20 protein-coding genes are annotated in these 22,207 nt (G+C 52.3%); 4 read left to right on the top strand and 16 right to left on the bottom strand.

The window, feature by feature from the left end; all coding sequences use genetic code 11:
* Positions 1–3 precede the first annotated feature (3 nt).
* The 9 genes from FFI61_RS17060 to FFI61_RS17020 form a co-directional block, all read right to left on the bottom strand.
* Positions 4–1,635 (bottom strand): hypothetical protein, encoded by a 1,632-nt coding sequence (locus tag FFI61_RS17060; protein ID WP_200205043.1) that lies wholly within the window; start codon positions 1,633–1,635, stop codon positions 4–6.
* A gap of 11 nt (positions 1,636–1,646) precedes the next feature.
* The gene (locus FFI61_RS17055; protein WP_200205044.1) at positions 1,647–2,291 is read right to left on the bottom strand and encodes a phage baseplate assembly protein V; all 645 of its coding nucleotides are present in this window, start codon (positions 2,289–2,291) and stop codon (positions 1,647–1,649) included.
* Positions 2,288–3,337 (bottom strand): phage late control D family protein, encoded by a 1,050-nt coding sequence (locus FFI61_RS17050; protein ID WP_200371844.1) that lies wholly within the window; start codon positions 3,335–3,337, stop codon positions 2,288–2,290. The genes FFI61_RS17055 and FFI61_RS17050 overlap by 4 nt, the downstream gene beginning before the upstream one ends.
* 5 nt (positions 3,338–3,342) lie before the next feature.
* Entirely contained in the window at positions 3,343–3,504 is a 162-nt protein-coding gene (locus tag FFI61_RS17045; RefSeq protein WP_200371843.1) for a hypothetical protein, read from the bottom strand.
* A gap of 20 nt (positions 3,505–3,524) precedes the next feature.
* On the bottom strand, positions 3,525–4,511 hold the full coding sequence (locus FFI61_RS17040) for a hypothetical protein (RefSeq protein WP_200371842.1): 987 nt from the start codon (positions 4,509–4,511) through the stop codon (positions 3,525–3,527).
* Positions 4,508–5,017, bottom strand: coding sequence for a phage tail protein (locus tag FFI61_RS17035; protein ID WP_200205048.1), 510 nt, complete (start codon positions 5,015–5,017; stop codon positions 4,508–4,510). Before FFI61_RS17035 ends, FFI61_RS17040 begins: the two co-directional genes overlap by 4 nt.
* Positions 5,010–6,488, bottom strand: a complete 1,479-nt coding sequence (locus FFI61_RS17030) for a hypothetical protein (RefSeq protein WP_200371841.1) — start codon at positions 6,486–6,488, stop codon at positions 5,010–5,012. The genes FFI61_RS17035 and FFI61_RS17030 overlap by 8 nt, the downstream gene beginning before the upstream one ends.
* Positions 6,489–6,496: 8 nt before the next feature.
* Positions 6,497–6,958: a phage tail protein gene (locus FFI61_RS17025; RefSeq protein ID WP_200205050.1), complete on the bottom strand. Its 462-nt coding sequence runs from the start codon at positions 6,956–6,958 to the stop codon at positions 6,497–6,499.
* A 64-nt stretch (positions 6,959–7,022) separates the two neighbouring features.
* Positions 7,023–9,185 (bottom strand): phage tail sheath family protein, encoded by a 2,163-nt coding sequence (locus FFI61_RS17020; protein WP_200371840.1) that lies wholly within the window; start codon positions 9,183–9,185, stop codon positions 7,023–7,025.
* 487 nt (positions 9,186–9,672) lie between these two features.
* On the opposite strand from FFI61_RS17020, the gene FFI61_RS17015 reads away from it, so the two are divergent.
* The gene (locus FFI61_RS17015; RefSeq protein WP_200371839.1) at positions 9,673–10,146 is read left to right on the top strand and encodes a hypothetical protein; all 474 of its coding nucleotides are present in this window, start codon (positions 9,673–9,675) and stop codon (positions 10,144–10,146) included.
* Positions 10,147–10,347: 201 nt separating this feature from the next.
* Here FFI61_RS17015 and FFI61_RS17010 read toward each other — a convergent pair whose 3' ends face one another.
* The 3 genes from FFI61_RS17010 to FFI61_RS17000 all read right to left on the bottom strand — a co-directional run bounded on the left by FFI61_RS17010 (position 10,348) and on the right by FFI61_RS17000 (position 13,500).
* Positions 10,348–10,884: a porin family protein gene (locus tag FFI61_RS17010; RefSeq protein WP_200371838.1), complete on the bottom strand. Its 537-nt coding sequence runs from the start codon at positions 10,882–10,884 to the stop codon at positions 10,348–10,350.
* A 163-nt stretch (positions 10,885–11,047) separates the two neighbouring features.
* Positions 11,048–11,974, bottom strand: a complete 927-nt coding sequence (locus FFI61_RS17005) for a pirin family protein (RefSeq protein WP_200371837.1) — start codon at positions 11,972–11,974, stop codon at positions 11,048–11,050.
* A gap of 65 nt (positions 11,975–12,039) precedes the next feature.
* Positions 12,040–13,500 (bottom strand): malate:quinone oxidoreductase, encoded by a 1,461-nt coding sequence (locus FFI61_RS17000; RefSeq protein ID WP_200371836.1) that lies wholly within the window; start codon positions 13,498–13,500, stop codon positions 12,040–12,042.
* Positions 13,501–13,964: 464 nt separating this feature from the next.
* On the opposite strand from FFI61_RS17000, the gene FFI61_RS16995 reads away from it, so the two are divergent.
* Positions 13,965–15,272, top strand: coding sequence for an ATP-grasp domain-containing protein (locus tag FFI61_RS16995; RefSeq protein WP_200371835.1), 1,308 nt, complete (start codon positions 13,965–13,967; stop codon positions 15,270–15,272).
* A gap of 81 nt (positions 15,273–15,353) precedes the next feature.
* Here the strand turns inward: FFI61_RS16995 and FFI61_RS16990 are convergent, their stop codons facing one another.
* Entirely contained in the window at positions 15,354–15,977 is a 624-nt protein-coding gene (locus tag FFI61_RS16990; RefSeq protein WP_200371834.1) for an ATP-dependent zinc protease, read from the bottom strand.
* Positions 15,974–16,549: an ACP phosphodiesterase gene (locus FFI61_RS16985; RefSeq protein WP_200371833.1), complete on the bottom strand. Its 576-nt coding sequence runs from the start codon at positions 16,547–16,549 to the stop codon at positions 15,974–15,976. Before FFI61_RS16985 ends, FFI61_RS16990 begins: the two co-directional genes overlap by 4 nt.
* 241 nt (positions 16,550–16,790) lie before the next feature.
* Here FFI61_RS16985 and FFI61_RS16980 point away from each other — a divergent pair, with 241 nt between their 5' ends.
* The gene (locus FFI61_RS16980; protein ID WP_200205240.1) at positions 16,791–18,203 is read left to right on the top strand and encodes a TrkH family potassium uptake protein; all 1,413 of its coding nucleotides are present in this window, start codon (positions 16,791–16,793) and stop codon (positions 18,201–18,203) included.
* 43 nt (positions 18,204–18,246) lie between these two features.
* Here FFI61_RS16980 and FFI61_RS16975 read toward each other — a convergent pair whose 3' ends face one another.
* On the bottom strand, positions 18,247–18,906 hold the full coding sequence (locus FFI61_RS16975; protein ID WP_200205239.1) for an alpha/beta hydrolase: 660 nt from the start codon (positions 18,904–18,906) through the stop codon (positions 18,247–18,249).
* 39 nt (positions 18,907–18,945) lie between these two features.
* On the bottom strand, positions 18,946–20,139 hold the full coding sequence (locus tag FFI61_RS16970) for a 1-acyl-sn-glycerol-3-phosphate acyltransferase (RefSeq protein ID WP_200371832.1): 1,194 nt from the start codon (positions 20,137–20,139) through the stop codon (positions 18,946–18,948).
* 188 nt (positions 20,140–20,327) lie between these two features.
* Here FFI61_RS16970 and recQ point away from each other — a divergent pair, with 188 nt between their 5' ends.
* Positions 20,328–22,196, top strand: coding sequence for a DNA helicase RecQ (gene recQ, locus FFI61_RS16965; RefSeq protein WP_200371831.1), 1,869 nt, complete (start codon positions 20,328–20,330; stop codon positions 22,194–22,196).
* The last annotated feature ends 11 nt before the right edge of the window (positions 22,197–22,207 follow it).

Genomic DNA, 22,207 nt, shown 5'->3' with positions numbered 1-22,207 from the left:
GGGTTACCTGTTTATCTTCGGAAAAGGTAAGTAGATTTTCACCCAGGGCAGCCAGAAAAAAACGATATTCAGAAGTGACACCATCACCATGAGCAGAATCATTGCCACCAAGGTGATCACGGGCAAACTGAAGACCAGTATCCACTGCATGCCGGATTGCGATACCTCGCCACCCATGAGTTCCTTGCCAAGCCCTTTTTTTGGTCGCAGTCGCTTAAGCATGGCGAAAGTGTCTGAAGGCGTGAGAAGACTGGCGCCTTTAGCCATACCTCGTCGCAGATCCCGCATGCTTGGAACCGGTATAGGTGACGGTCGACAAGCTTCCGGATCCAGGGGGCTGGCTACCCGAAACGTTTCTGTTTGGCTGCCTTCGTCTGCCCAGTAAATTTGTTCGCGTCCCTGATCGTTACGGGCTCTGAGGAATGGAATAATCCGGTAGAGATCACTTTTACCATCACCGAACTTGGGCACCGGGATCTCCCTGGCCTGTTCAAGTACAAGTTGTTGGTAACGCTGGCCGAGTAGTTGTCGGAAGGCCAGAGCCTGCTCCTCAGAAACATACAGGTGCCAGGAGATAGATCCTGACCCGTTTGGATTTGGCAAAGGCTGCGTTTCCAGGCCGTTGGAAGAGCGCTCCTCCTGCTGATCCAGCCAGGCAATAAGAGGATTTTGGGCACGCCCGAAACTATCTTGCAGGTAAGCCAATACCGTTTTGGTTCGGTATTTCCGGATCCTGTCGCCCTCTTGTAATTCCTGTGCTGGGATAGACAACAAAACGTGAGAAGGGATGTCGTGAAACCAAATGCTCGAGCAAAGCTCTTCCAACTCACTATTCCCGGCTATGTCAGAACCAACTCGATAGCGCTCTACCAGGAGTTTCAGCAGGCCGAGAAATGCCGGCGAAGTCTCTCCGGAAGCTACCTGACTGGCATGCTCATCCCGCCAGTGGCCACCAGACTGATTTTTGAAACCGAACGGCCAGTGCAACTGCTGTGCATCGAATCTGCCGGCTTCCGTCAGAGCGTCTGTATTGACTGGAGATTCGGCTTCCCGATGATAGCGAAAGCCCCCCAGAGGCACGTATCCATAGAGTAAAGTGTGGTTTTTTCCCTCCATATCCCGGGCACTGAGGATATGCATAGGGTGGGTTTGCTCGCCCGTGTAGGAGGGGTTCGCTGCACGCTTCCCGAGTACACCGCTGGCACAGAGCCTGCGGTCAAGATCCGGATCCCCAGTGTGGGTGGGGGCTGGCTTCCAGCCAAGGGCATCGCCGCCATCCAGCATCCATGCCTGCTCACCCTCTGGTGTTATCCGGCGAACAACAAAACCTGCAGAAGTGACTCTTCGTGGATTCAGAGCAGGTTGCCCAAGCTGATCACAAACTGCTTCGCAGCTAACCAGGTGGAAGGTGCGGTGGGTGGGAAGGCGGAGGACTGGCCGATTATCCCATTGGCTGTGTCGCTCTTCGTTTTGCCACTGGCTGAAGGGCTCGCCATCCAGGTGCCCCGAAATTACATCCTGGCGAAATCGATTTATGAAATCCGAATCCAGATAGCGGTGTAACCCAGCGCCGCCCTCGGGCTTGTAGAAGGGGGCGTTAAGCCTGACTGGGTGCAGCTTTTGTTGCATGTTCATGCTTATGCCTCCTACCAGATGTTCCCGGCGCCTGGGGTGTAACTGGTTCCCACTACCGAGTTGGCAATGACTGTGTCTGCCTGAACTACACCGCTGAACCGTGACATGCTGGCATCCACCTGAACCATACTGGCGGATATGCTGACATTTGCGGCGCTGATTTCTACGGGCCCCGAGCTACTCACTTCTATAGAGGTAGATGTGAGCGTGACTTTCTGGCTTCCTCGCTCTATGTTGATTTCGCCTCCGCCACTTTCGCTGATACGAACGCTGTATCCCGAGCGGGTTATAACCTCGAATGAAGGGCCTGAGGCGCTATCGTCAAACTCCATAACGGTTCCGGAAGGCGTTCGCACCACGTAGTGCTCCTCTTGTGGCTCGGCTTCATCCGGGCGGCTCTCGGTGCCAGTCCAGATGCTGCCTAATACCAGCGGCATGTCCGGAGCTGCAAAGGCGGCTACCACGGTTTCACCCAAGCGAGGTATAAAACTGGCTCCATAGCCCTGGCCGGCAGAGGGGGCAATAACGCTCGCCCAGCACTCCAGCTCCGTGGCGTGGAAGCGAACGCGTATGCGACCTCGGTTCTCCGGGTCGGCATTATCAATCACTTCAGCCAGTTGTAGGCTCTGAAGGTTTCCGGGGATGTGGCTATTCATGGTTCCGGGTTCCATTGAGCGCGATGGATTTTTGCATGGCTGCGAAAGCCATTGCGGCTATCAAAGGTGTGTCGGCACAGGCCCACCTGCCAGATTCCTGCAAGCCTGGGTGAGACACCTTCAAGCTCGATTTCCTTGCCGGGCTTCAGATTGGGCTCACCCATGCAGATCAGTTCGCCGTGGAGGAATTTACGGGCTTGTCTGTGGAACCCTGCCGAAGCATAAGCTTCTGCTTCAGAATGGCTGCGTGCCATCGGGTGGGGCAGGGTGTCGCTACTCTCCCAACCCAAATCCGCAAGGGTGTCACCGGCTGTTTTTCCCGGGGCAGATTGCCTGGGCTGATCGGCAGTAGCCTCGACAGGTTCTCCGGTGGTGGGGTTATATCCGGTTACCTTTGAATGCTGATACTGGTGGTTCAGGTCTGCCAAAATGCGGATGTTCAGGGCTCCGTTGCCTGGTCCTAATACAACCGGTTCAGGATCAGGGTCCTCGGGCATGGCTCGCAAAGCTCCACGATCCAGCCGTAAACCCACATCGAACCGCCGGCAAATCCTGAGGGCAAAAGCCAGGGCACTTTCATTCAGCTGATGCCAGTCTGCAGCCACATCAGACACGCGGGTATCTGCTTCCAGCCCGGCATCGCTGGCCAGTGTCTGCAGCAGTTGATCAGGAGTCTGGTCTTCGTGGCAACGGCTCTGGCGAAGCCGGCCAAGCAAATGCAGACGATCTTGTAAAAGCAGGGTCAGCACAGGAGCGGATGCTCCGTATTGCTCTTCAATTCCGGTTACTTCGCCCTCAAACAGCGTAATAGAAGGCGTGTCATGGGCAATATGTACTTGGTCTCCCATGGAAATATGATTGAACAACCAGGATGGGTATGGGCTGCCGTCTGCAAGACCCCAGTTGGTGACTGACAGTTCGGCGCTGGCACAGCCATGCCAGGGGAGCTGAATGGTTAAAGAATTCAGCTGGGCTGCCAGGTCGGCACGGTTTTCGCCGTTTACCGATATTCTTGGGCGAATATTAATCAGTGGCTGGCTCTGCATGGTGATTAGTCCACCTCCAACCGCTGCTGTCGCTCACGCAGTATTTCAAGTTGCGCAAACATGTTGCTCTGATCGCTTCCGCTATCCCGTGGTGCTACCTGTGCCTGGTTATCTGGAGTGGGTGTTTTCGCCACTTCCGCAATAACTTCGTCAATCAGCAATGGCATATCAGCTGCCCTTGTGTCGTTCAGTCAAACCCAACACCTGAATCCCTGGCCGCCCGTCGCGGCCCTTCCATCCAGGGTTGATCCATGTTTTCCCGTAAATCCTTAATGTTTCGATCCCGTGCAGCGCGCAACGATTCTGCACTGACTCCGTCTGTCAGGTCGGCCCTCAGGCTGTGGCTGAATGCCCCCTCAATCGCGCTGCCGAGGCTGGAGGAATTTCCATAGCGAAAAGCCGGGGAGGCCGTGCTCATTGCGTTTTTAACTGCGGTGGTAGTCTGGCTTTTGGCCATCCCCAGCGCTTTGGCAGGGGAAAGGGGAGGGTTGGCAATTTCACTACCTGATGGCAGTCGGGGGTTTTCCACACCGTTGTAAAGAGCGGTATCGCGCCAGTTTCCTTTTTCGCTGTCGCTCGCACCAGAAACAGGACGCGTGTTTTCTTGTGAACCAGTCAGTTTGTTGTTGCCGGTTGAAGTAAGCGTTGGCATAGCCCGTTCAGTCGCAGCGGCATCACGGTTGCGGAATTGATAGCTGTCTTCTTTCAGGGCTAGGGATACAGTTGCTCTTAACGGCGTTCCCTCGGGGGAGAAAAAGTCCAACGTCTCATCGAACCTTTCCAGCAGCCCTACAAACTCGAATGCTCCCCACTGAAAAAGGCAGCGACTCGGTGCCTGCCTGTCTTCTGTGTCTTCGTTGAGGAGGTCTCCGGGCTTCATGAACCGGTCGGGAATTTTTCGGGTTAAAAGCCGAACGTCCTGGCTGGACTGCTCTCCAACATAGTCATCGGGAAGGGTAGTATCAAAAATCAACTCAATGCTGAGATACGAAGAGCTGGATGAAACATATTGAGCTGCTTTACCAGATTTTTGCTGCTCACCGGTATTCAATGAATTGGAGAGCCCAACCTTCAAACTTGTAGGATTGAATTGCACGTCTACCGCGTTTTCCAGGTCGGGGCTATTCTCTTTTCCGGATACGGGTATCAGCCTGCCTCTTTCAGGTTGCTTCATTGCGAGCCCTCCGTTGCAGTTCCCGAACCGGGGCTTGGAGTTCTTTTCAGTTCCAGCCCTTCATGTACCAGATGCAGTTCTTCAATAGCTACCTGGCTTGCCGTGGCGTTCATGTCAGGTCCTTTGAATCGCGTCGCCAATACGCCAGTAAGCTTCCAGGTCATTACCGGGTTGTATTCGTACCCTCCACTCTCTTTAAGAGGGTTACCAAGCAGAATGATTTCTCCGTGCATACGGTAGCCGTAGTTTGCCCCTCTAGTGGTAATATCGAACCAGCTCCAGAGGTCGTTTACGTGTGTAACCCCGCGCTTCAGAACCATTGGAGCAAATCGGGTAACACCGCTTCTTTGATGCTCACCCCAGTTGCGGCCGCCTTCAGCAATGCTTCTTGGTTCCATGGTTAGCTCAAACCCGGAAACTTCGCTGAAGGACCCACTGCACAGCAGATCGCCGGAACGGCTATCATGCAGGTTGACGAGAAAGCGAAAAGGTACGAATTCAGTCATTTTTCAGCTCTCCCTGCCATTCGCCGAATCGGTTGGTGAACGTAAGGCGAATCCTGTCGATGGGCAACGAGGGGGCCAATATGACTTCGATGAGGATCACTCCCTCCTGGCTCTGTGTTTGCTCTATGTAAAACGCCTCTTCCGGGAGCCCGCCTCGAAGTGCACCTTGACGATGCAGTTGGCGCAGAAAGTTTTCCAAAGCTAGCCTGGGAGCAGAATCACGGTGGTCAGCGCGAAACACCAGGCGTTCGCCCAGTTGTTTTAGTTGGCGACGCAGGTGGCCCAGAAACCGCATGATCTCGGCGCTTCTGAACGAGTCATACCTGTCCTGCTGCTGGAAATAACTGTAGTCGTCAGGGTGCAGCGCGGGAACAGCGAGACGCTCATCATCCAACATCACGCCCTGAGGTTTGCGGGTTAACACACTGATTCCCGGATTATTCCTCAAGGCCGTTTGTGAGGGGATCGACTGTAGCGGGAAAGGCTCGCCGCTGGTGACCAGAACCTGGCCGGCAATGGATCGCCAAGGGCCCTGAGTTTGAGCCACTCTGGATTGTGCACCTGCAAGCACTCCACTGGGGCTTGAAAGCTGCCCATTGGCTCGGGCCAGGTAGGGGAAAACAAATTGCAGCTGCCGCAGCCTGTGGCCACTGGGGCTATTGGCTATATTGCGGATTTTATTCAGAGCCTTGTCGCTGACTGCGGGTATCTGCCGGTCCTGATCATAGAACAGTGAGACCGGCCACAACCATTGTATGTCGGGGCGGTGCTGATTCAGCAAGGGCAAAATACTCTTCAATAATACTTCGGTTTCGAGTGGTTCGCTGAGCTGGGGCGACGATGGTTGAAAACTGCTTTCAGAAACCGGTAATGAAGTGGAGCAGGGTACGAAATGTACTGATTCGCTGGTATGGACCGGTGCAGGTACGCCCGGAAGTTTTGCCGGAATTTGCAGGCGTTCAAGATCTGGCAGGACTATCAGTCCAACTTCGGGTATCACCAGAAGGGATGCAATACCGCGTAAAGAACCTGTGTTATGAAGTGCTACTCCGGGGTCGGGAAGAAATGCATTGTGATCTTCATCTTCCGGTACAGCAACGACCCATAAGCGGGTGCCACCATTAGCAAAAAAGTCATCTACACAGCCTGGTAGCCAGGCGTTTGATCCTGCCAGTGTGCTTTGATAGTTGGTTGTAGCAGTTGCGGCATCCGGGAATATGTCATGAAATTCGGCACTGGAATTTATCGGGATTGGCAAATGAAAAATAGCTTCGTCAGCCTTCTCCAATTCAGCGAGCCTGCTATCAAACCCGGCAGAACGAATTGCACTGATTGCCTCAGGGAGAGCAAAAAGCCGTTCTTTTCGCACTCTCCCGGGGCAATGGCCCGCCATACCACAGGCCAGAACCGGAATATTGCTCTGGTGGGGGCGAGGGGTTAGCTCAATCCGAGATGCCAGCAGGGTTTGCATAAGGCGATCTAATCCTGGGTGATGTGTTCAACTGCAAGCACCAACTCTTCGATGGCAACGTCGCTACCACCTTTTGCAGTCAGCGTTGGCCCAGTCCATTTAATGGGCATTGCGTTGATAAGCTTCCATTGAACTGCTAACTCGCCATGGTTCTCGCTCATCAATTTGATCACCACGTTACGCTTGGCAGTCACGTCACCGGACCGCACCTGGTCCAGCCAGTTATAGAGGTTTTCAGCGCCAATCACTCCCCGCTTCAAGGTGATATCACCGGATTTGTGGATGGCAGGAACCTTGGTAACGTAATTTGATTTATGATTACCGGCCCGGTATTCGGCGACCGTTATTTCCATGTTCAGGCCGGAAACTTCGGAAAAGCCACCGGCTATCTCAGTTTCACCGGCGTCTGAATCCGACAGATCAACCAAGTAGTTGAAAACGCCGTATGGGGTTTCTCTGTACTGTGCCATATCGCGATCCTTCTTGAAGATTCAGGTGAGCATTTTCGAGTGATTCCATTTGAGCTCTTGTTTATCAACTATCGGCAGTTTTCTGGCCAACCCGGAAGACAACAAACTCTGCTGGTTTAAGTGCTGCTGCGCCGACTTCACAAACCAATCGGCCATTGTCCAGATCATTCTGAGTCATGGTGCTGCGGTCACAACGCACGAACCAGGCCGTTTTTTCGGAGCCCAGCAGGCGGCCGTTACGCCACTCATTGAAAAGGAAAGCGTCCACCGCGTTGCGCACGTTTTCCCAGAGCCGTTCACCGTTGGGCTCAAACACCGCCCACTGGGTGGATTTTTCAATGGAGCGTTCCAGGTACAGGAAGTAGCGCCGCACACTCAGGTACTTCCATTCGGGATCATCAGAAAGGGTCCGACCGCCCCATACCTGGTGGCCCCGGCCTGGGAATGAGCGAAGGCAATTAATACCGGTGGGATTCAATAGCTCCTGCTGGAACTGATTGATCTCCTGCGCAAAGCGCAATGCGCCGATAACGGGAGTGTTTGCAGGGGTTTTGTGCACTCCGCGCTGAACATCGGTGTAGGCGTAAATGCCTGCGATAAAGCCTGCGGGTGGCACATTGATTGTCTTGCGGATACCCCGCGGATCGGAGATCACTACCCATGGATAGTAAAGTGCAAGTCGCGAGTCATTGAAATTGGAGCGAAACTCCCGCACTTCAGAAAGCGCCATGGATTCCCTGCTGTCTACAATACCAATGCGGTAACGCATACGGCGGCAGTGCTTTTGCATTTCTGCCACCACTGCCTGATGCTGATTCGGATCAGCTGCCGCAGCCGGAGCCATCACAATGGATATATCTTCCACTTCTTCGAGGGCGGCAAACCCAATGCTGCCGTTCACTTCATCAGTTGCACCACCGTAGTGCAGTGCCTGAGGCGCGTCGCCGTCAGAACCGCCTTCAAGGGTAATCAGAAAGCGAGGGCCTTCAACCGAGAGGCCGCTGGGGTTCATAGCCTCTTCATCGAACATGTTGTACAGAGCTGGCAGTACCTCACCAGCGGAAATATCATCTGCAAATTCGCAGGCTACCGGGCTGGTGAGCTGGTCATTTCGGGAATCTGGTTCTGAGGGAAGGATGTGCGGAAGATTGTTATCCGCATCATGCGCAGTAGAAATACCGCTGTAAGTGTGAACGATCGGCCCGTCTGGCCCGCCGCTGTGTACAGCAATGTCAAAGGTTCGCTGAACCATTACTGCTCGCACCGTGTCCGCAGAAGCAGCAAGGGCGGCCAGTGGCAAATCAATATTGCTGTCGACCCCCTCATTCAGTTCGCTATTAATCTGGAAACTGGTTCCTTCAGTATTGATGGCACCTAGCAACGTGTTCCGATCACCCCAGTGATCACCTTCATAAAAGGCACTTAGGTCAGTTGGTGCTGAGAAGCTAAGCGCGCCGAAAGCGCCACCATCAAGACTGCCTGATGCCGGCTGGCGAATACTGACTCTTGAGAAACGCAACGATTCGGTGTTATCGCGTGACAGTCCGGCAGATTCCAGAAGGGCCTCTCCTTCCGCATTCGTCTCGAAAGAGGCTGGATCAACAGGGGCGCCGTCTTTATCGGTAATCTGGCAGAGGTTCTGATGTATCGCGTAGGCTGTATCGGATACTCGCCGTACCAGCGCGCGGATGGTTACAGGGAAGGCGCCATCAGCAGGGCTAGCCCCTGATCGGGCTGAACTTGTAACTCCGGTGGCTTCAAGAAAGAGGACTTCGTCAACTGCGGGGCTTGAAACTGGCTGTATTTGCAACAGGTTTTCGCTGTCACGCCAATCAAACTCCAGAGTGAAGTTACCCATAGCACCTGGAAAACGGCTACTGAAAGTGACGTGGTTGTCGGTGTCGCTGGCAATACCGAAGCTGTTGTCGGGATCCGGAAAATTCCCCGTGCGGGCTACGTAAAGCAGCTTGCCACCATTATCGAAGAAGGACTTTGCAGCGATGGCGGTGTAATTAAGCGTGTGCTGTCCACCCAGAGTCAGATCCTGGATGTCACCATAAATCCGGCGGAAGTCGGCAAAACTGGTTACAACCTCAGGGCGGCCCCGAACTGGCCCGAACCGTGTAGGCCCGACCATGGCCGCAACACTGGTGCTGACTCCCTCAATGGAGCGGGAACGAAAACTGACTTCCTCAACAAAAACACCCGGTGCCAGATAGTTAGACATGCGCTTCTCCTTACAAAAAGATAAGGAACCGGCAGGGTGGGGGACTTGCCCGTAAGCTAAGCCAAAGAGGGCAATCCGTTTTCCAGAAAAACTCTGACTGGTTCCATTTTACAGCCGTTATAACCGTTTACTTCTGGTACAGGTGATGGACGTCTGTTTACTCCCTGACCTTCACCATGTAACCGAATGTACCTAAATGTGTATGTATGTGTATATGTGCTATTTGCATACACTTATCTGGCAACAAGGACATTTAAATGACCAGATTCCGTATTATTTAATTAACAAACAATCAGTTATAACTTGCGCAAGAGTTATGAAGGAGTGGAAAAGTTTAAACGAAATGTTTGCGGCTACTGGTTTTACACCTGGCCGGTGTCTGACCGGGGTTGAATGCCAGTCATATGCTTGCATTACACACATAACCGGTCTTTACTCGAAAGAGTATAAACAACATGACTCACTGTTGGCGGCAGGGGAAATGAATATGACAACCAAAACCGCAACACGCCCAACTCTGAAGTACTTCAAACCCTCAGAGTTCCGCGACTGGTATTCCTTAATGAGCACCGATCTTTTAGTAAAGCTCGACGCCTTTCGCGAAGCTTGGGGTGCACCGGTTCGGATAAGCCCGGCCTCAAGAGGCATTGGTCGACACGATGGTCCAAACGGCACCAGCCAACATAACGTCGACAGGTGGGGTGAAGTCCGCGCAGTTGATGTGTTTCCGCTGGTTGAAGTCCGTCCGGGCGACTACAGCTACATGGAAAGCGCAACTGATCGCCAGCGCGCTTACGACACAGCCAAGCAGGTAGGCTTCACCGGCATTGGTCTTTACACAGATACCCAGCCTGGCAACATGCTGCACGTTGATATCCGAGAGAGAAAAGGTGACGGCCAGGTCGCCATTTGGTCACGCGTGGCAGGCAATTACGAAAGTATTTACGACGTACTGGCATGAACTTAACAAACTTAAAGTAGAATCCGGAATAGATGGCAGATTCTGATTTCCACCCGAAGTACCATACCGAACGCCGTTCTTATCCGCAGTTAATACTGCGCATAATGTATATTATGTTAAATTGATTATGTTGTGCCATGAACCAGAGACCAAAAAAAAGCCCGTGGCTTTTGGGCGCACGGGCTTTGTTGCGAGGCTGGCTCAGAAATTGAACTGAACACCCAGGCCTATACCGTCTACGGTAACGTCGCTGTCATCGTAGTAGCGCATATACTCGAGATTACCGGACAGATTCTGCGCCATCTCGAAGTTTACGCCGGCACCGTAAGAGAAATCTGACTCATCGTCTGAACGGTTACCAACCTCAAGTTCAACTCGAGTGAAACCGAGAACTGCATATGGCGTAAACGGGCTTTCATTAACCATATTGAAGGTAGCGTAGCCGCCAAAGAAGTTGTCGAGCTTTACATCAACTCCGGCAATTTTATCGTCGTCTACACCAAAGCCGGCGCGCGCTTCCAGGCCAATATATTCATTTGCCATTACTCCAACTTTGCCGGACAGAGTTCCAACGTCTGCGTCAGCGAGTCGCCCGTCAATGTTTATAAAGGTGTAGTTCAGCCCTGCATACAGCGCTCCAACGCCAGACTTGTACATATCTGCGGCCGATGCTGTGCCTGCCGTAGCGATACCAGCGGTAGCAATAGATGCGATCAGCAAGTTTTTTCTAATAGTCATCAGCACTTCTCCTCAAAATAAACAGCGTTGTTTTCCATCTCCCTATAATCTGACCCATCAAATGTGTGATAGCCATAGATGAAATCCAAATTTACGGCGTTTTAACCTTCCGTTAACCTTGCCTTCTGCCCTCTCTTTGCTTGCTGACGCTCGATACCCAACACTATTCCGGTAACGGAATAAACTCTTCCTCATCACCCGGCACCTTTGGAAACGTCTGAGCTTTCCACTGGGCCTTGGCTTGCTCAATGCGTTCGCGACGGCTGGAAACAAAGTTCCATTCCATGTAACGCTTGCCCAGGTTCTCACCGCCAACAATCGCAATGCGGGCATCGCGTTTTGCAGTTAGCTCAAGCCCAGGTTTATCGGACAACACTGCCATGGCGAACTCGGGTATTGTCGTGTCTCCGGCGCACAGTTCGCCTGCAGCGATGTAAACTGCACGCTCGTCTGCATCTGGCACTTTGATGCTTTGCCCGGCCTTCAGATGTGCTTCAACGTAAAGAGTGTCTGCAAACACTTTCACTGGCGACGTTTTACCGAAAGCGCTGCCCATAATGACTCGAATGGGCACCTCGTTTACATCAACCCGAGGGATGTCAGCACTCGCATAATGATAAAAAGCCGGGTCGATCTCTTCATCTGCTTCAGGCAGCGCCATCCATAGCTGGAGACCGTGCAGGCGATGTGTTGTTGCCGTAATTTCTGGCCGCTCTCGCTCAGAATGGGTAATACCTTTGCCTGCAACCATTAGGTTAACGTCGCCTGGGCGAATGGGCTGAAGACTTCCCAGTGAATCCCGGTGCAGAATTTCACCTTCAAAAAGGTATGTAACGGTGGCCAGGTTGATATGGGGGTGTGGTCGCACGTTGATGCCGTCACCGGCGGCAAACTCCGCAGGTCCCATATGATCAAAGAATATCCAGGGACCAACCATACGTTTCTGAATAGTTGGGAGCACGCGTCTTACTGAAAAACCGCCCAAATCCCTGTCGCGAGGTTCAATCAATAGCTCAACCTCCTTACACCCGGCAGGTTCCGAACACTCCTGGTCGAAAGCTTCGTCCGGGCGTTTCGTAAGATTGCTCATTACTAATCTCCTGTAAAAATTAAAGTTGCCAAGTGTGGCCGCCCTCACCTGTGCATTTGGTTCTACTAACTCACGGACTGGGTTATTCCCAGCTGGCTATTAACTGCATCGCGAATCTCCCGGTATCGATCAGGCTGAGCGATCAAAGCGTCGAGATTATCCTCGGGAAAGATCCGTTTTTTCTTTGCTTGCACATCTTCTTCTGAAAAAACAGACGGTAACATCAGTTCCAGGCAACGCAAGATTACCTCCGGTGAAACCGATGCGCCCGGTGAGGCTCCCAGTAATGTACCGTAGGATTTATCCTTGGATACCAGAATTTCAGTGCCCATCTGCAAGTCGCGATCTTTAATGATTTGTACCCGCTGGCCAGCCTCAATAGCCTTCCAATCAAATCTCTTGCTTAGTCCGGGAGCAAAGTCTTCCAACTCTTCAAACAGGCTTTTTTCACCTTTAAAGGTTTCTGAAATCAGGTATCTGACCAAGTGGGAGTGTCGCATGGCGACGTTAAGCAAACTGGGAATGTCGTGCAGCCGGATTGAGGTAAGGTAGTCAAAAAATCCACGACCCTTCTCGAGCGCAGGTTTGAACGAGGCGAATGGTCCAAACAGCAAATAGTATTTGCCATCTACTGACCGTAAATCCAAGTGCGGAACAGACATGGGAGGCGCCCCAACCTTGGCTCTTCCGTAGGTTTTTGCCTTGTAATTCTGCGCCTGTTCTTCGCTGATTTCGGCCTGCAAAAATCTCCCGCCAACAGGAAAGCCGGCATATCGATTCCGGGAGGGTAAATGGCTTCTTTTCAGTAACGGGAACGCGCCACCGCCGGCGCCTACAAAAAGCACATCAGCCCGGTATTGAACAGTTCGCCCGTTTTTACTGGCGTTTATAACCCAGCGCCCGGTGGGGCTCCGGTGAGCCCGTGTAACATGAGTGCCGTACTCGACTTTAACGCCCAGATTTGCCACCGCATAGGCCGCCATTTGTTCTGTTAAAGAGCCAAAGTTAACGTCCGTGCCTGTCTCAATAACGGTGGCCGCCATTTTTTCATGGCGAGGGCGGCCGTCCATTGTCAGGGGAATCCAGCTTTTAATTTCGTCGAAGTCATCGGAGTAACGCATCTGCTCAAAAAAGTGGTGCGCGGACATTTCCTGGAACCGCAACTTCAATTCATCAATGGCTGACTCGGAAACAAGGGTGCAGTGCTTGGTCTGATTGATAAAGCTTGTAGGCTGATTGATGGCCCCCTTTTTAACCAGATAAGCCCAAAACTGCTTGGCTACGTTGAATTGGGCGTGGATTTTCAAGGCTTTTTCAACGGAAAGGACTTCGCCATCCACAGGCGTATAGTTTAGCTCGCAGTTTGCCTCGTGCCCGGTTCCCGCGTTGTTGAATGCCCACGAGTTACCAGCTCCAGCGCTGTCGAGCCTTTCCAGAATGGTTATGTCGAGATTGGGCGCCAGCTCCTTTGCCAGGGTGGCAAAGGTGGTACCCATAATCCCTGCGCCAATGATAATTATGTTCATGATGTCGATCCGCCAATTTCAATGTTTCTGATGTCAGTCAGTCGAGCTTTACTCATAACCCACTGCCCAACTGGCACGGCCAAGCTCTATTGCACGTTCAACGTCTGCCCCGGGAACCATAGGCAGCTCTCCCCTTTCTATTGAATCATAGTGAAAGACACACTGGCGTTATGCAAATTCTACAAACGGTGATAATGCCTTGATGACGGTGAAATGTGCCGATCTAGAGAAAACTGCTTCGGTTTCTCGTCGAACGTAGCTACACAAGGTGTAGTGACGAAATAAGAGTTGGGGCCAGCCAGGCACTCCCACGCACTACTGGAAGAGAACTATTCCGCCCATTTCGTTTCTAATTGCAACTAATAGGGCTATATTGAATTCAGAGCACGACCAAATCGCTCAGTTTCTCGGTGCATTTTTAATGCTAGCGCCTTGTCTGGGTTAATCAGCAAGGAGGATAGTAGATGTCTATAGCATCAGAAAAACAAATGCCCGCAGCGATAGAGGCCTGGCTTGATCCAGAGATGGACTCTGTAAAAGGAACAGAGACACCGAAGGATCTCAACAAAGGTTACATTGCCCTGCTCGGTTGGAGTGTCAACGCCATCAAGGCAGCGCAAAAGTTTGATCGCCGCTATATCGTGGTTGCCCCGGAATGGGCCGCAGATTTTTGTACCGCAAACAAGATACCTTTCATCCCCTGGGATTTTCTCCGTTTGAATGATCGATCCTTTGAGATTGCGCAAAGGCTAAAGGAGGAAGGCGTAGACGTTGCAATACCGCTATTTGAAGAAACCGTCGAGTGGTCCGGCGCGATCAACTCAGTGCTTCTCGATAGCCCGCGTATGTTTGGGCAGTCCATTCTTTTCCGGGATAAATCCTTGATGAAACGTCGCGCCCAGCTTGGCGGTATTCGTGTAGGGATCTTCGAAGAGGCCCATGAGAAAGACGACGTTGTTCGCTTTATGAAGCGAGTCAATCAGACATTGCTCAAGCTAGACGGCGACCCTGATGACCCGATTCACGTTAAAGCTTTCGACAAGGCGGGCTGCCTTGGCCACAGGATGATCCGAAAGATTGAAGAAATCGACTCCATTCCGGCCGAAGAATATCCCTTGCTTATGGAAAGTCACCTGGATGGCTGGGAGTTTGCCGTTGAGGCGTGGATTCACGATGGCAAAATAAAGTTCCTGAATATTTCCGAATACGTGACGCTAGGCTACTCGGTATTCGTGCCCGCGACCGAACAACTCGAGAGCTGGCGTAATGCGATCACCAAGCAAATCGAGCTACTCATCAAAACCTTCGAGATAAAGTTCGGGCTGATTCACCCCGAGTACTTTGTCACCGCAGATGGCGAAATGTATTTTGGTGAGGTTGCCTATCGCCCGCCCGGGTTCAAGGCTTTCGAGCTTATTGAGAGAGCCTACGGATTCAGTGCGTATCAAGCCTCAATGTTGGTGTTCGACCCCAAAAGCACCAAAGAGGAGGTGGACGCCTTCTTCCCTCGCGAAGTGGTTGATGCGAAGGGTTACGCTGGCTGCTTCGGCGTGTACCCAAGGCGCCGCGTGGTTAGCAAGCTGGAAATGCCCAAAGAAACCATTGAGCACCCCTACTTCGAGTCCCACGAACTGGTGGCTCCAACAGAAGAGACAGTTCCTGACCGGGCAGCCTTCGGGACTCACTGGGGCCTGGTCTTCTTTTATGGTGATGACCCCATCAAAATGCGGGATTTGCTGAAAGCTCAGGAAGAACTGGACTTCTATGTATAGGAGGTAGGCTCAAGCGCCCATGCATCCTTAGCTCCACTCGCACATACCCACGGCATCTGTTTGCTGTGGGTATGTGCAGAATTAACTCGCTCCATCTGCCTTAACAATGTTCGCCTGTTGCTTGTCTGCAAGCTCCTCCAGATTCATGTACTCACAGTCTTTTTTGGCAATAAAGCTGTCAGCAGAATCGATCAGGATATTGTCATCCTTCATAAATCTGCGGCCAAGCAAAACCGGGTAAGAAAAATTTCCCCTGTCGGTGAGGGAGAACTGGGTTTTGTGGTTGGTGCCTGCAATGCAAAAATCCAGCATCACAACATAACGTCGTTGGGATGGAGCTCCTTTGCGCTTTATAAGCACTGTGCGCTCTACAGGTCGCTCCAGCTCAAGAATCACCTCTTCGTGATCTATCGTGCTGTCATCTGTTATGGGGTGATCTTTATGGTCGGCCAGAGGAATCTGGAATCTCACCCATTTCTGATCGTCTTGCTTGAACTCTTCCACATTCACCGCGTGGAGTGAGGAAGTCTTTGCACCTGTATCCAGCCGGGCTTTTAGCCTCAGGCCGGTATCGTTCATCACCACCCACTCCACAAAGCCGAGTGTTTCGGGAACAGGTACGACGCTTTTGTCTGCTTTCTCGGCGAAAGCTGTGGCGGGAACAATAAGCGCGGTAGCAAGACCTAAAGGGATCAGAAACCTCATTCAATTCCTCCAGCAAATGATTGTAAATCCGGGAAAAAAGATAAGAAATAATCCTCTAGCTCTGAATGCAAAGGCCGTATTTCGTCAATGATTCCGGCAAATGAATTTTGAAAGCGTATGCGTGCGGCCACCCTGTCCAGGGCGTAACCGATGTTATCTAGATCCCGATAGGAGCCAAACCAGTCGTGGGAAACAAGATGTCGGGCGGTTTTGGTCATATCCGGTGACATGAGGTTTTCGTTATTCTGCAGCTCTGCATAAACGTTACTGATAAAGGTGTTCTGATCGGCATTAGTGAACTCGCTCCAATGCTGTAAAAGAAAGTGGTCATAGAGGATATCCAGCGCGATCCCGGAAAACCTGCGGCGCTGGGCAGAAAAAAGCCGCTTGCTGGCCAGTACGTCGGGGTGTTTATCGGTAAAGCTGTCTACCGCCAGGTGATGTCGAACCCCTAACCTTACAGAAGATGGGAGTGCTGCTACGTCGACACCGCGGGCGAAATCCCCAAGCATGCTACCCACCCGCGCTTCAGGCGAGTCGGGGGCAAGAAAAAGATGCGCAAGGTGGTTCAATGTTGTTCCCCGGTTCCAGAGCTGTGTTATTCAGACTGCAACAAACTGCCCGGCATTTCCACACCAGGAATGCTAAAAAGCCCTTTGCTGACGGTGTTTTAATACTTGGGTAATCCTGCTGCAAACCGTGAGTTTTCTTGCGGTTGAGCGCCCCCGGAGGTATTCTGACGCCCTCTCTCGGTTCAGCTAGCTCGGGCATCCATTGAGAAACCTCTACCCTGTTATTTTTATTGTAAGTCTCATGTTTGTGCTGCTAAGCATATTCATGACGCTGCCTGTGTTTTTGATGCTGGGCTCGGATGCGCCGAATGCAGCGTCGTTTGTAGAGTCCGCGGCCATCGTTTTCGGCATAGGGCTGTTCGGCATTGCCACTACTTACCGACAGCCCCGCGATCTGAAACCACGGTACATGTTCGTGCTTACCGTGTCGTCCTGGTTCATTATCGCCCTGCTCTCTGCACTTCCCTTCTACCTTAGCGATGACGGCATTTCTGCTGCAGATGCGTTTTTTGAAGGTGCTTCAGGCATCACAACTACAGGCGCTACGGTATTCAGTGGCCTGGACACCATGGATAAAGACCTGCTTCTCTGGCGCTCGATTCTGCAGTGGATTGGCGGCATAGGGATAATCGGCATGTTCGTAGCCGTGCTTCCATTCCTGCGTGTAGGCGGCATGCGCCTGTTTGCCACCGAGTCTTCAGAATGGACAGACAAAGCGCTTCCAAGAATGAAAACCCTGAGCCGTGGGCTGCTCTTTGTTTACCTCGTGTTCTCAACAATCGCAGTTGTTACATACTGGCTATCCGGAATGTCACTGTTCGACGCGTTTAACCATGGCTTAACCAGTATTGCGACCGGGGGGTTCTCCACGTCGGATATGAGCATGGGTAAGTTCAACGATCTGATCCTTGTGGAAGCCTCGTTTTTCATGATGATTGGCAGCCTGCCATTCTTTCTTTTTGTCAGAGAGATGCATGGTCAGCGCGGAGTGTTATTCAAAGACCAACAGGTGAGATTGTTTCTCACCATATTACTGGTTGTGCCGGCGCTTCTCACCCTATACAGGTGGGCGGTTTCACCGGTGCCTTTTGACCCGGTTCATAATTACATAGCAACCTTGTTTAACGTGACCTCGGTGGTGACGACAACCGGTTATGCCTCTGAAGACTATTCCGCCTGGGGGCCACTGGCGTTCGTATTGTTTTTCTTCCTGATGTTTATTGGCGGCTGTTCCGGCTCAACGTCAGGCGGCATGAAAATTTTCCGCTTTCAGCTTTCTCTGATTGTGCTTCGTGAGCAGTTAATCCGTTTGCTGCACCCACGGGCGGTACTCTCCCGTAACTACAATGGGCGGGCCGTCAGTGATGACATTATCGCGTCTATGATCGCCTATACGTTTATCTTTCTGTTGTGCCTGCTTTTGATCACAGTATCTCTGGCAGCCATGCAGCTCGACTTTATCACGTCGTTGTCAGGTGCATTGACGGCACTCACCAACGTAGGCCCTGGGTTGGGGGACATCATCGGTCCTGCGGGGAACTTTGGCCCATTACCGGATGCCGCCAAATGGATTCTGGCGGTTGGCATGTTAATGGGACGATTGGAAATTCTTAGTGTGGTGATTGTGCTCTCACCGGCATTCTGGCGCAGCTAACCTTTTATCTCTGAACCTGAATGCCGGCACGTTTTAATGGTTTTTAGAGGGCGTGCTTGTGAATGAAGCGCCCGATCTCCTGAATTTCCTCAAGGCACACACTGTGCTCCATAGGGAAGGTCATGTACGCCGGCTCGTAGCCCATTTCCTTGAGTGCCTCCACACTACGCACACCAAGCGATTCCTGAACCATTGGGTCAAAGGTTCCGTGATAAATATTGATTGGAATACCGGCGTTTGCTTTGGAAGGCTTTACCGTTTTCGCTGTGGCGAAGTAGGTGGAAAGTGCCAGAATGCCTGCCAGACGTTTCGGGTATGTCAGGCCAAGCTCATAAGCAACCGCCCCACCCTGTGAAAACCCTGCAATAACGATGTTCTCGGAAGGAATACCGCGTTCAATTTCCCGATCAACCAACTTGCCCACGGCGCGGGCCGATGCCATCAATTGGTCGGTATCTACAATTCGGTCAATATCCATCGCTTTGATGTCATACCAGGCTGGCATGGACATTCCGCCATTGATGGTGACCGGCAGATTGGGCGCGTGGGGGAAGATAAAACGTACCGCTGCATCGTCTGGCAAACCCAACTCTGGCACTACCGGTTCGAAATCATGCCCGCTTGCGCCAAGGCCATGCAGCCAGATAACAGCAGCGGTGGGATTGGCTCGGGTTTCCAGCTCGATATATTGAAGATCCTGCACGCAGTACCTCGTTTTCTGAAAGGGAGATTGTTGTCCGGATTATTCCGGTGCGTTTAACCTGGCGTTTGCATCCAGTGCGCTTTGAACCGGATTAGCATACATATCCAACAGATAGGGTCGAATTGCCGGATCACAAGCTTCGAGTCTTCTTTCCATTTCCGCGCGCGCGGTTTGAATCTCGGCTTCTGACCAGTTTTCGGCGGTTACCACTGACTCTCGAACAACATCCAGGCTGTAAGCGCCCTCAGCATTCTGGCCGCGCATCTCGTAGGCGATCAGGTTAGAGGCGTGCAGGCGATAATTTGCGTGCACCTCGGTGTCGATCACTGCAGCAAGTTCTTTGGCGTTCTCGGGCGCATCGAGAATGGGGGCGCCAAAATGGACGTGCACATGGCCCTTGAACTGGGTCAGCCCTTTCATGATTTGCTCGGTATCTTCACCTTCTGCTTTTTTGTAGCTACCACTGCGGGCTTTTGTTTCCAGTTCGCGGGCTTTATCAGCGTCGCAAGGATCGTATTCGTAGGATATGGACACCGGAACAATGCGGAGCTTGTTCATGGCTTCTGCAAAGCTCAACCCGCTCTTTTTACAACTCATGTAAAACATCTTGATGATTGCCGGGTCGGTAAAATCACGACCGTCTTTAGCGCGCCCTTCTCGCTGGGCAATCCAGATATTCTCGTTACTGGCAACGCTGTAGTTGATAAATCCAGAGAGGGTGATATATGCGTCACGCATTTCCCTCGGGCTGGTCATGTCACGGCGCACAATAAAGCTCTTGTTAAGCCGCATCATCTCAGCAAATACACGGTTTGCGAGCAGGTTGTCACCAATGGCGATCCGAGTGGTACGCAAGTCGTTATGGAACAACAGGTAGTTCACCACCATGGGATCAAAAACAATATCCCTGTGGTTGGATATGAAAAGATAGGCGCCCTGCTTGCTCAAATTCTCCAGGCCGCTGGTGGTTACACGGGCCGTTGTGCTTTCAATCAGTTCACCGATATAGCCAGAAAGCCCAGCCTGCAGATCATCTACCTTTGTGAAGTGTCCAAATCGGCTGGAAAGCCAGCGTCGCGTAAAAAATCGCAAAGGTGCCGGGGCCCAGCGTGCAAGTAAGGGCGACTTGAAGCGCCCGACCATATCCAAAAACTCATGGTCGTTAACCAACCGTTGAATCGCCGGGCCGGTTTCTTCGTCCGAATAGGGACGGATGGCGTCAAATTCCTGCATGGCTGCCCTGTTGTTGTGTGTATCGATTATCTTGAGCTGTTAAACCTAGGCTTAAAACCGCGATATTGTATCGGTTTTCCCGTGGGTTTGCTTCCCAAAAACACGGCTTGTCCGGCCATTCCTTGCGGTGAATCTGGTATGATCCGCTACCTGATTTCACTCCAGCCTCGCGATTGACCGGTTATTCTATGTATCCCGACCAGGACTTTGAACAGCTTTCTGCCGAGAGGCCCACAACTTCTGGCAGAAGCCCCGAACAGGTATTGCACGAAGTGTTCGGGTACGAATCCTTCCGCCCTCTGCAAGGAGATATCATCCATGAGGTGGTGTCTGGTGGCGATGCCTTGGTGCTTATGCCCACCGGCGGCGGTAAATCTCTTTGTTATCAGGTGCCTGCGCTTGTTCGCTCCGGTACGGCGATAGTTATCTCGCCACTGATCGCCTTGATGCAAGATCAGGTTGCTGCACTGCGTGAACTGGGAGTGAAAGCGGCCTTTCTCAATTCCACAATGGATTTCGAGCAGGCGCGCGCTACCGAGTACGCACTTGGCACCGGTGAGCTTGATCTTCTTTATTGTGCACCTGAGAGGCTCATACAGCCCCGTACTCTGCAACTACTGCACGATGCGTCCATTTCGTTATTTGCTATCGACGAGGCCCACTGCGTTTCCCAATGGGGGCATGACTTCCGTTCTGATTATCTGCAGTTGGCGGTGCTCGCTAACGAATTCCCAAACATCCCCAGGATTGCGTTAACGGCCACGGCCGATGAGCGCACCCGCAAAGAGATCGCGGAGCGCCTGTCCCTCACCGAGGCGCGGCACTTCATTAGCGGTTTTGATCGCCCTAATATTCAGTATCGAATAGCGCCTAAGATTAACGCAAACAAGCAGTTGCTTGATTTTATTAAAGCAGAACATGAAGCCGACTGTGGCATAGTTTATTGCTTATCCCGCAACAAAGTGGATGCCACTGCGAAGATGCTAGCCCAGAAAGGTTACACCGCACTGCCCTACCATGCGGGGCTTCCGGCCAACGATCGGGCACGTAATCAGGAGCGTTTCCTCCGGGAAGATGGTGTGATTATTGTGGCCACCATCGCCTTCGGCATGGGCATTGATAAACCGGATGTGCGCTTTGTAGCACACCTCGACTTACCCAAAAGCCTGGAAGCCTATTACCAGGAAACCGGCCGTGCGGGCCGTGATGGCAAGCCTTCTACCGCCTGGATGGTGTACGGACTTCAGGACGTGATTAAACTCCGGCAGATGCTGGAAGCTTCCCAGGGCAATGATCATTTCAAGCGTATTGAACGGCAAAAGCTGGACGCTATGCTCGGGCTGTGTGAAGTAACCAAATGTCGCCGACAAGTTTTGCTGAACTATTTTGGCGATGCACTGGATGCGCCTTGCGGTAACTGTGACACCTGCCTGAACCCGCCTGAGACCTGGGATGGCACGGTGGCGGTGCAAAAAGCACTCTCTTGTGTGTTCCGTACGGGTCAGCGTTTTGGTGTTACCCACCTGATTGATGTGTTACGGGGTTCAGAAAATGAGCGCGTGCTGCAATTGGGACACCATCAGGTATCAACCTATGGCATTGGTGCGGAGTTTTCGGCTAGCGAATGGAAATCGGTGTTCCGTCAACTGGTGGCTAACGGTTACTTGAGAACTGATCCCGATGGCTATGGCGCGTTGCAGCTCACTGAAGAATGCCGTCCACTACTGAAAGGCGAGCACAAGGTCGAATTGCGCAAAGACCCCGTCGTTAAAAAGTCTTCAGGCCGCTCTTCAGGTGGAAGAACAGGAAGCCCGGTTAAAGATCAGGTTACAGATCACGTGGGCTGGGAGGCGTTAAGGGCGTGCCGCAAGGAGCTTGCGGACAAACAAGGCGTGCCGCCTTACGTTATTTTCCACGACACCACTCTTTTCGACATGCTGGAACGCAAGCCTCAAACGCTTGATGAGCTAGCCGGCGTGAACGGTGTGGGTGCGGCAAAACTGGAGAAATACGGCGAGATATTCCTCGCCGCCATTGCCAAGCTGGATCCAGCCTGAGGAACAACCTC

The sequence above is a fragment of the Marinobacter sp. DY40_1A1 genome, from assembly GCF_016597815.1.
In the GTDB taxonomy this organism is placed as follows: Bacteria; Pseudomonadota; Gammaproteobacteria; order Pseudomonadales; family Oleiphilaceae; genus Marinobacter; species Marinobacter xiaoshiensis.
Note: the sequence above shows the minus strand (reverse complement) of the source record. Positions and strands in the feature narration are given on the sequence as shown.

Coding starts and splice junctions, on each gene's coding strand:
- FFI61_RS17045 (WP_200371843.1), bottom strand. CDS start 3,504: ATGCCATTGCTGATTGACGAAGTTATTGCGGAAGTGGCGAAAACACCC.
- FFI61_RS17030 (WP_200371841.1), bottom strand. CDS start 6,488: ATGCAAACCCTGCTGGCATCTCGGATTGAGCTAACCCCTCGCCCCCAC.
- FFI61_RS17005 (WP_200371837.1), bottom strand. CDS start 11,974: ATGAGCAATCTTACGAAACGCCCGGACGAAGCTTTCGACCAGGAGTGT.
- FFI61_RS17040 (WP_200371842.1), bottom strand. CDS start 4,511: ATGAAGCAACCTGAAAGAGGCAGGCTGATACCCGTATCCGGAAAAGAG.
- FFI61_RS16990 (WP_200371834.1), bottom strand. CDS start 15,977: ATGAGGTTTCTGATCCCTTTAGGTCTTGCTACCGCGCTTATTGTTCCC.
- FFI61_RS17020 (WP_200371840.1), bottom strand. CDS start 9,185: ATGTCTAACTATCTGGCACCGGGTGTTTTTGTTGAGGAAGTCAGTTTT.
- FFI61_RS17035 (WP_200205048.1), bottom strand. CDS start 5,017: ATGACTGAATTCGTACCTTTTCGCTTTCTCGTCAACCTGCATGATAGC.
- FFI61_RS16980 (WP_200205240.1), top strand. CDS start 16,791: ATGTTTGTGCTGCTAAGCATATTCATGACGCTGCCTGTGTTTTTGATG.
- FFI61_RS17050 (WP_200371844.1), bottom strand. CDS start 3,337: ATGCAGAGCCAGCCACTGATTAATATTCGCCCAAGAATATCGGTAAAC.
- FFI61_RS17000 (WP_200371836.1), bottom strand. CDS start 13,500: ATGAACATAATTATCATTGGCGCAGGGATTATGGGTACCACCTTTGCC.
- FFI61_RS16970 (WP_200371832.1), bottom strand. CDS start 20,139: ATGCAGGAATTTGACGCCATCCGTCCCTATTCGGACGAAGAAACCGGC.
- FFI61_RS17060 (WP_200205043.1), bottom strand. CDS start 1,635: ATGAACATGCAACAAAAGCTGCACCCAGTCAGGCTTAACGCCCCCTTC.
- recQ (WP_200371831.1), top strand. CDS start 20,328: ATGTATCCCGACCAGGACTTTGAACAGCTTTCTGCCGAGAGGCCCACA.
- FFI61_RS17010 (WP_200371838.1), bottom strand. CDS start 10,884: ATGACTATTAGAAAAAACTTGCTGATCGCATCTATTGCTACCGCTGGT.
- FFI61_RS17055 (WP_200205044.1), bottom strand. CDS start 2,291: ATGAATAGCCACATCCCCGGAAACCTTCAGAGCCTACAACTGGCTGAA.
- FFI61_RS17025 (WP_200205050.1), bottom strand. CDS start 6,958: ATGGCACAGTACAGAGAAACCCCATACGGCGTTTTCAACTACTTGGTT.
- FFI61_RS17015 (WP_200371839.1), top strand. CDS start 9,673: ATGACAACCAAAACCGCAACACGCCCAACTCTGAAGTACTTCAAACCC.
- FFI61_RS16995 (WP_200371835.1), top strand. CDS start 13,965: ATGTCTATAGCATCAGAAAAACAAATGCCCGCAGCGATAGAGGCCTGG.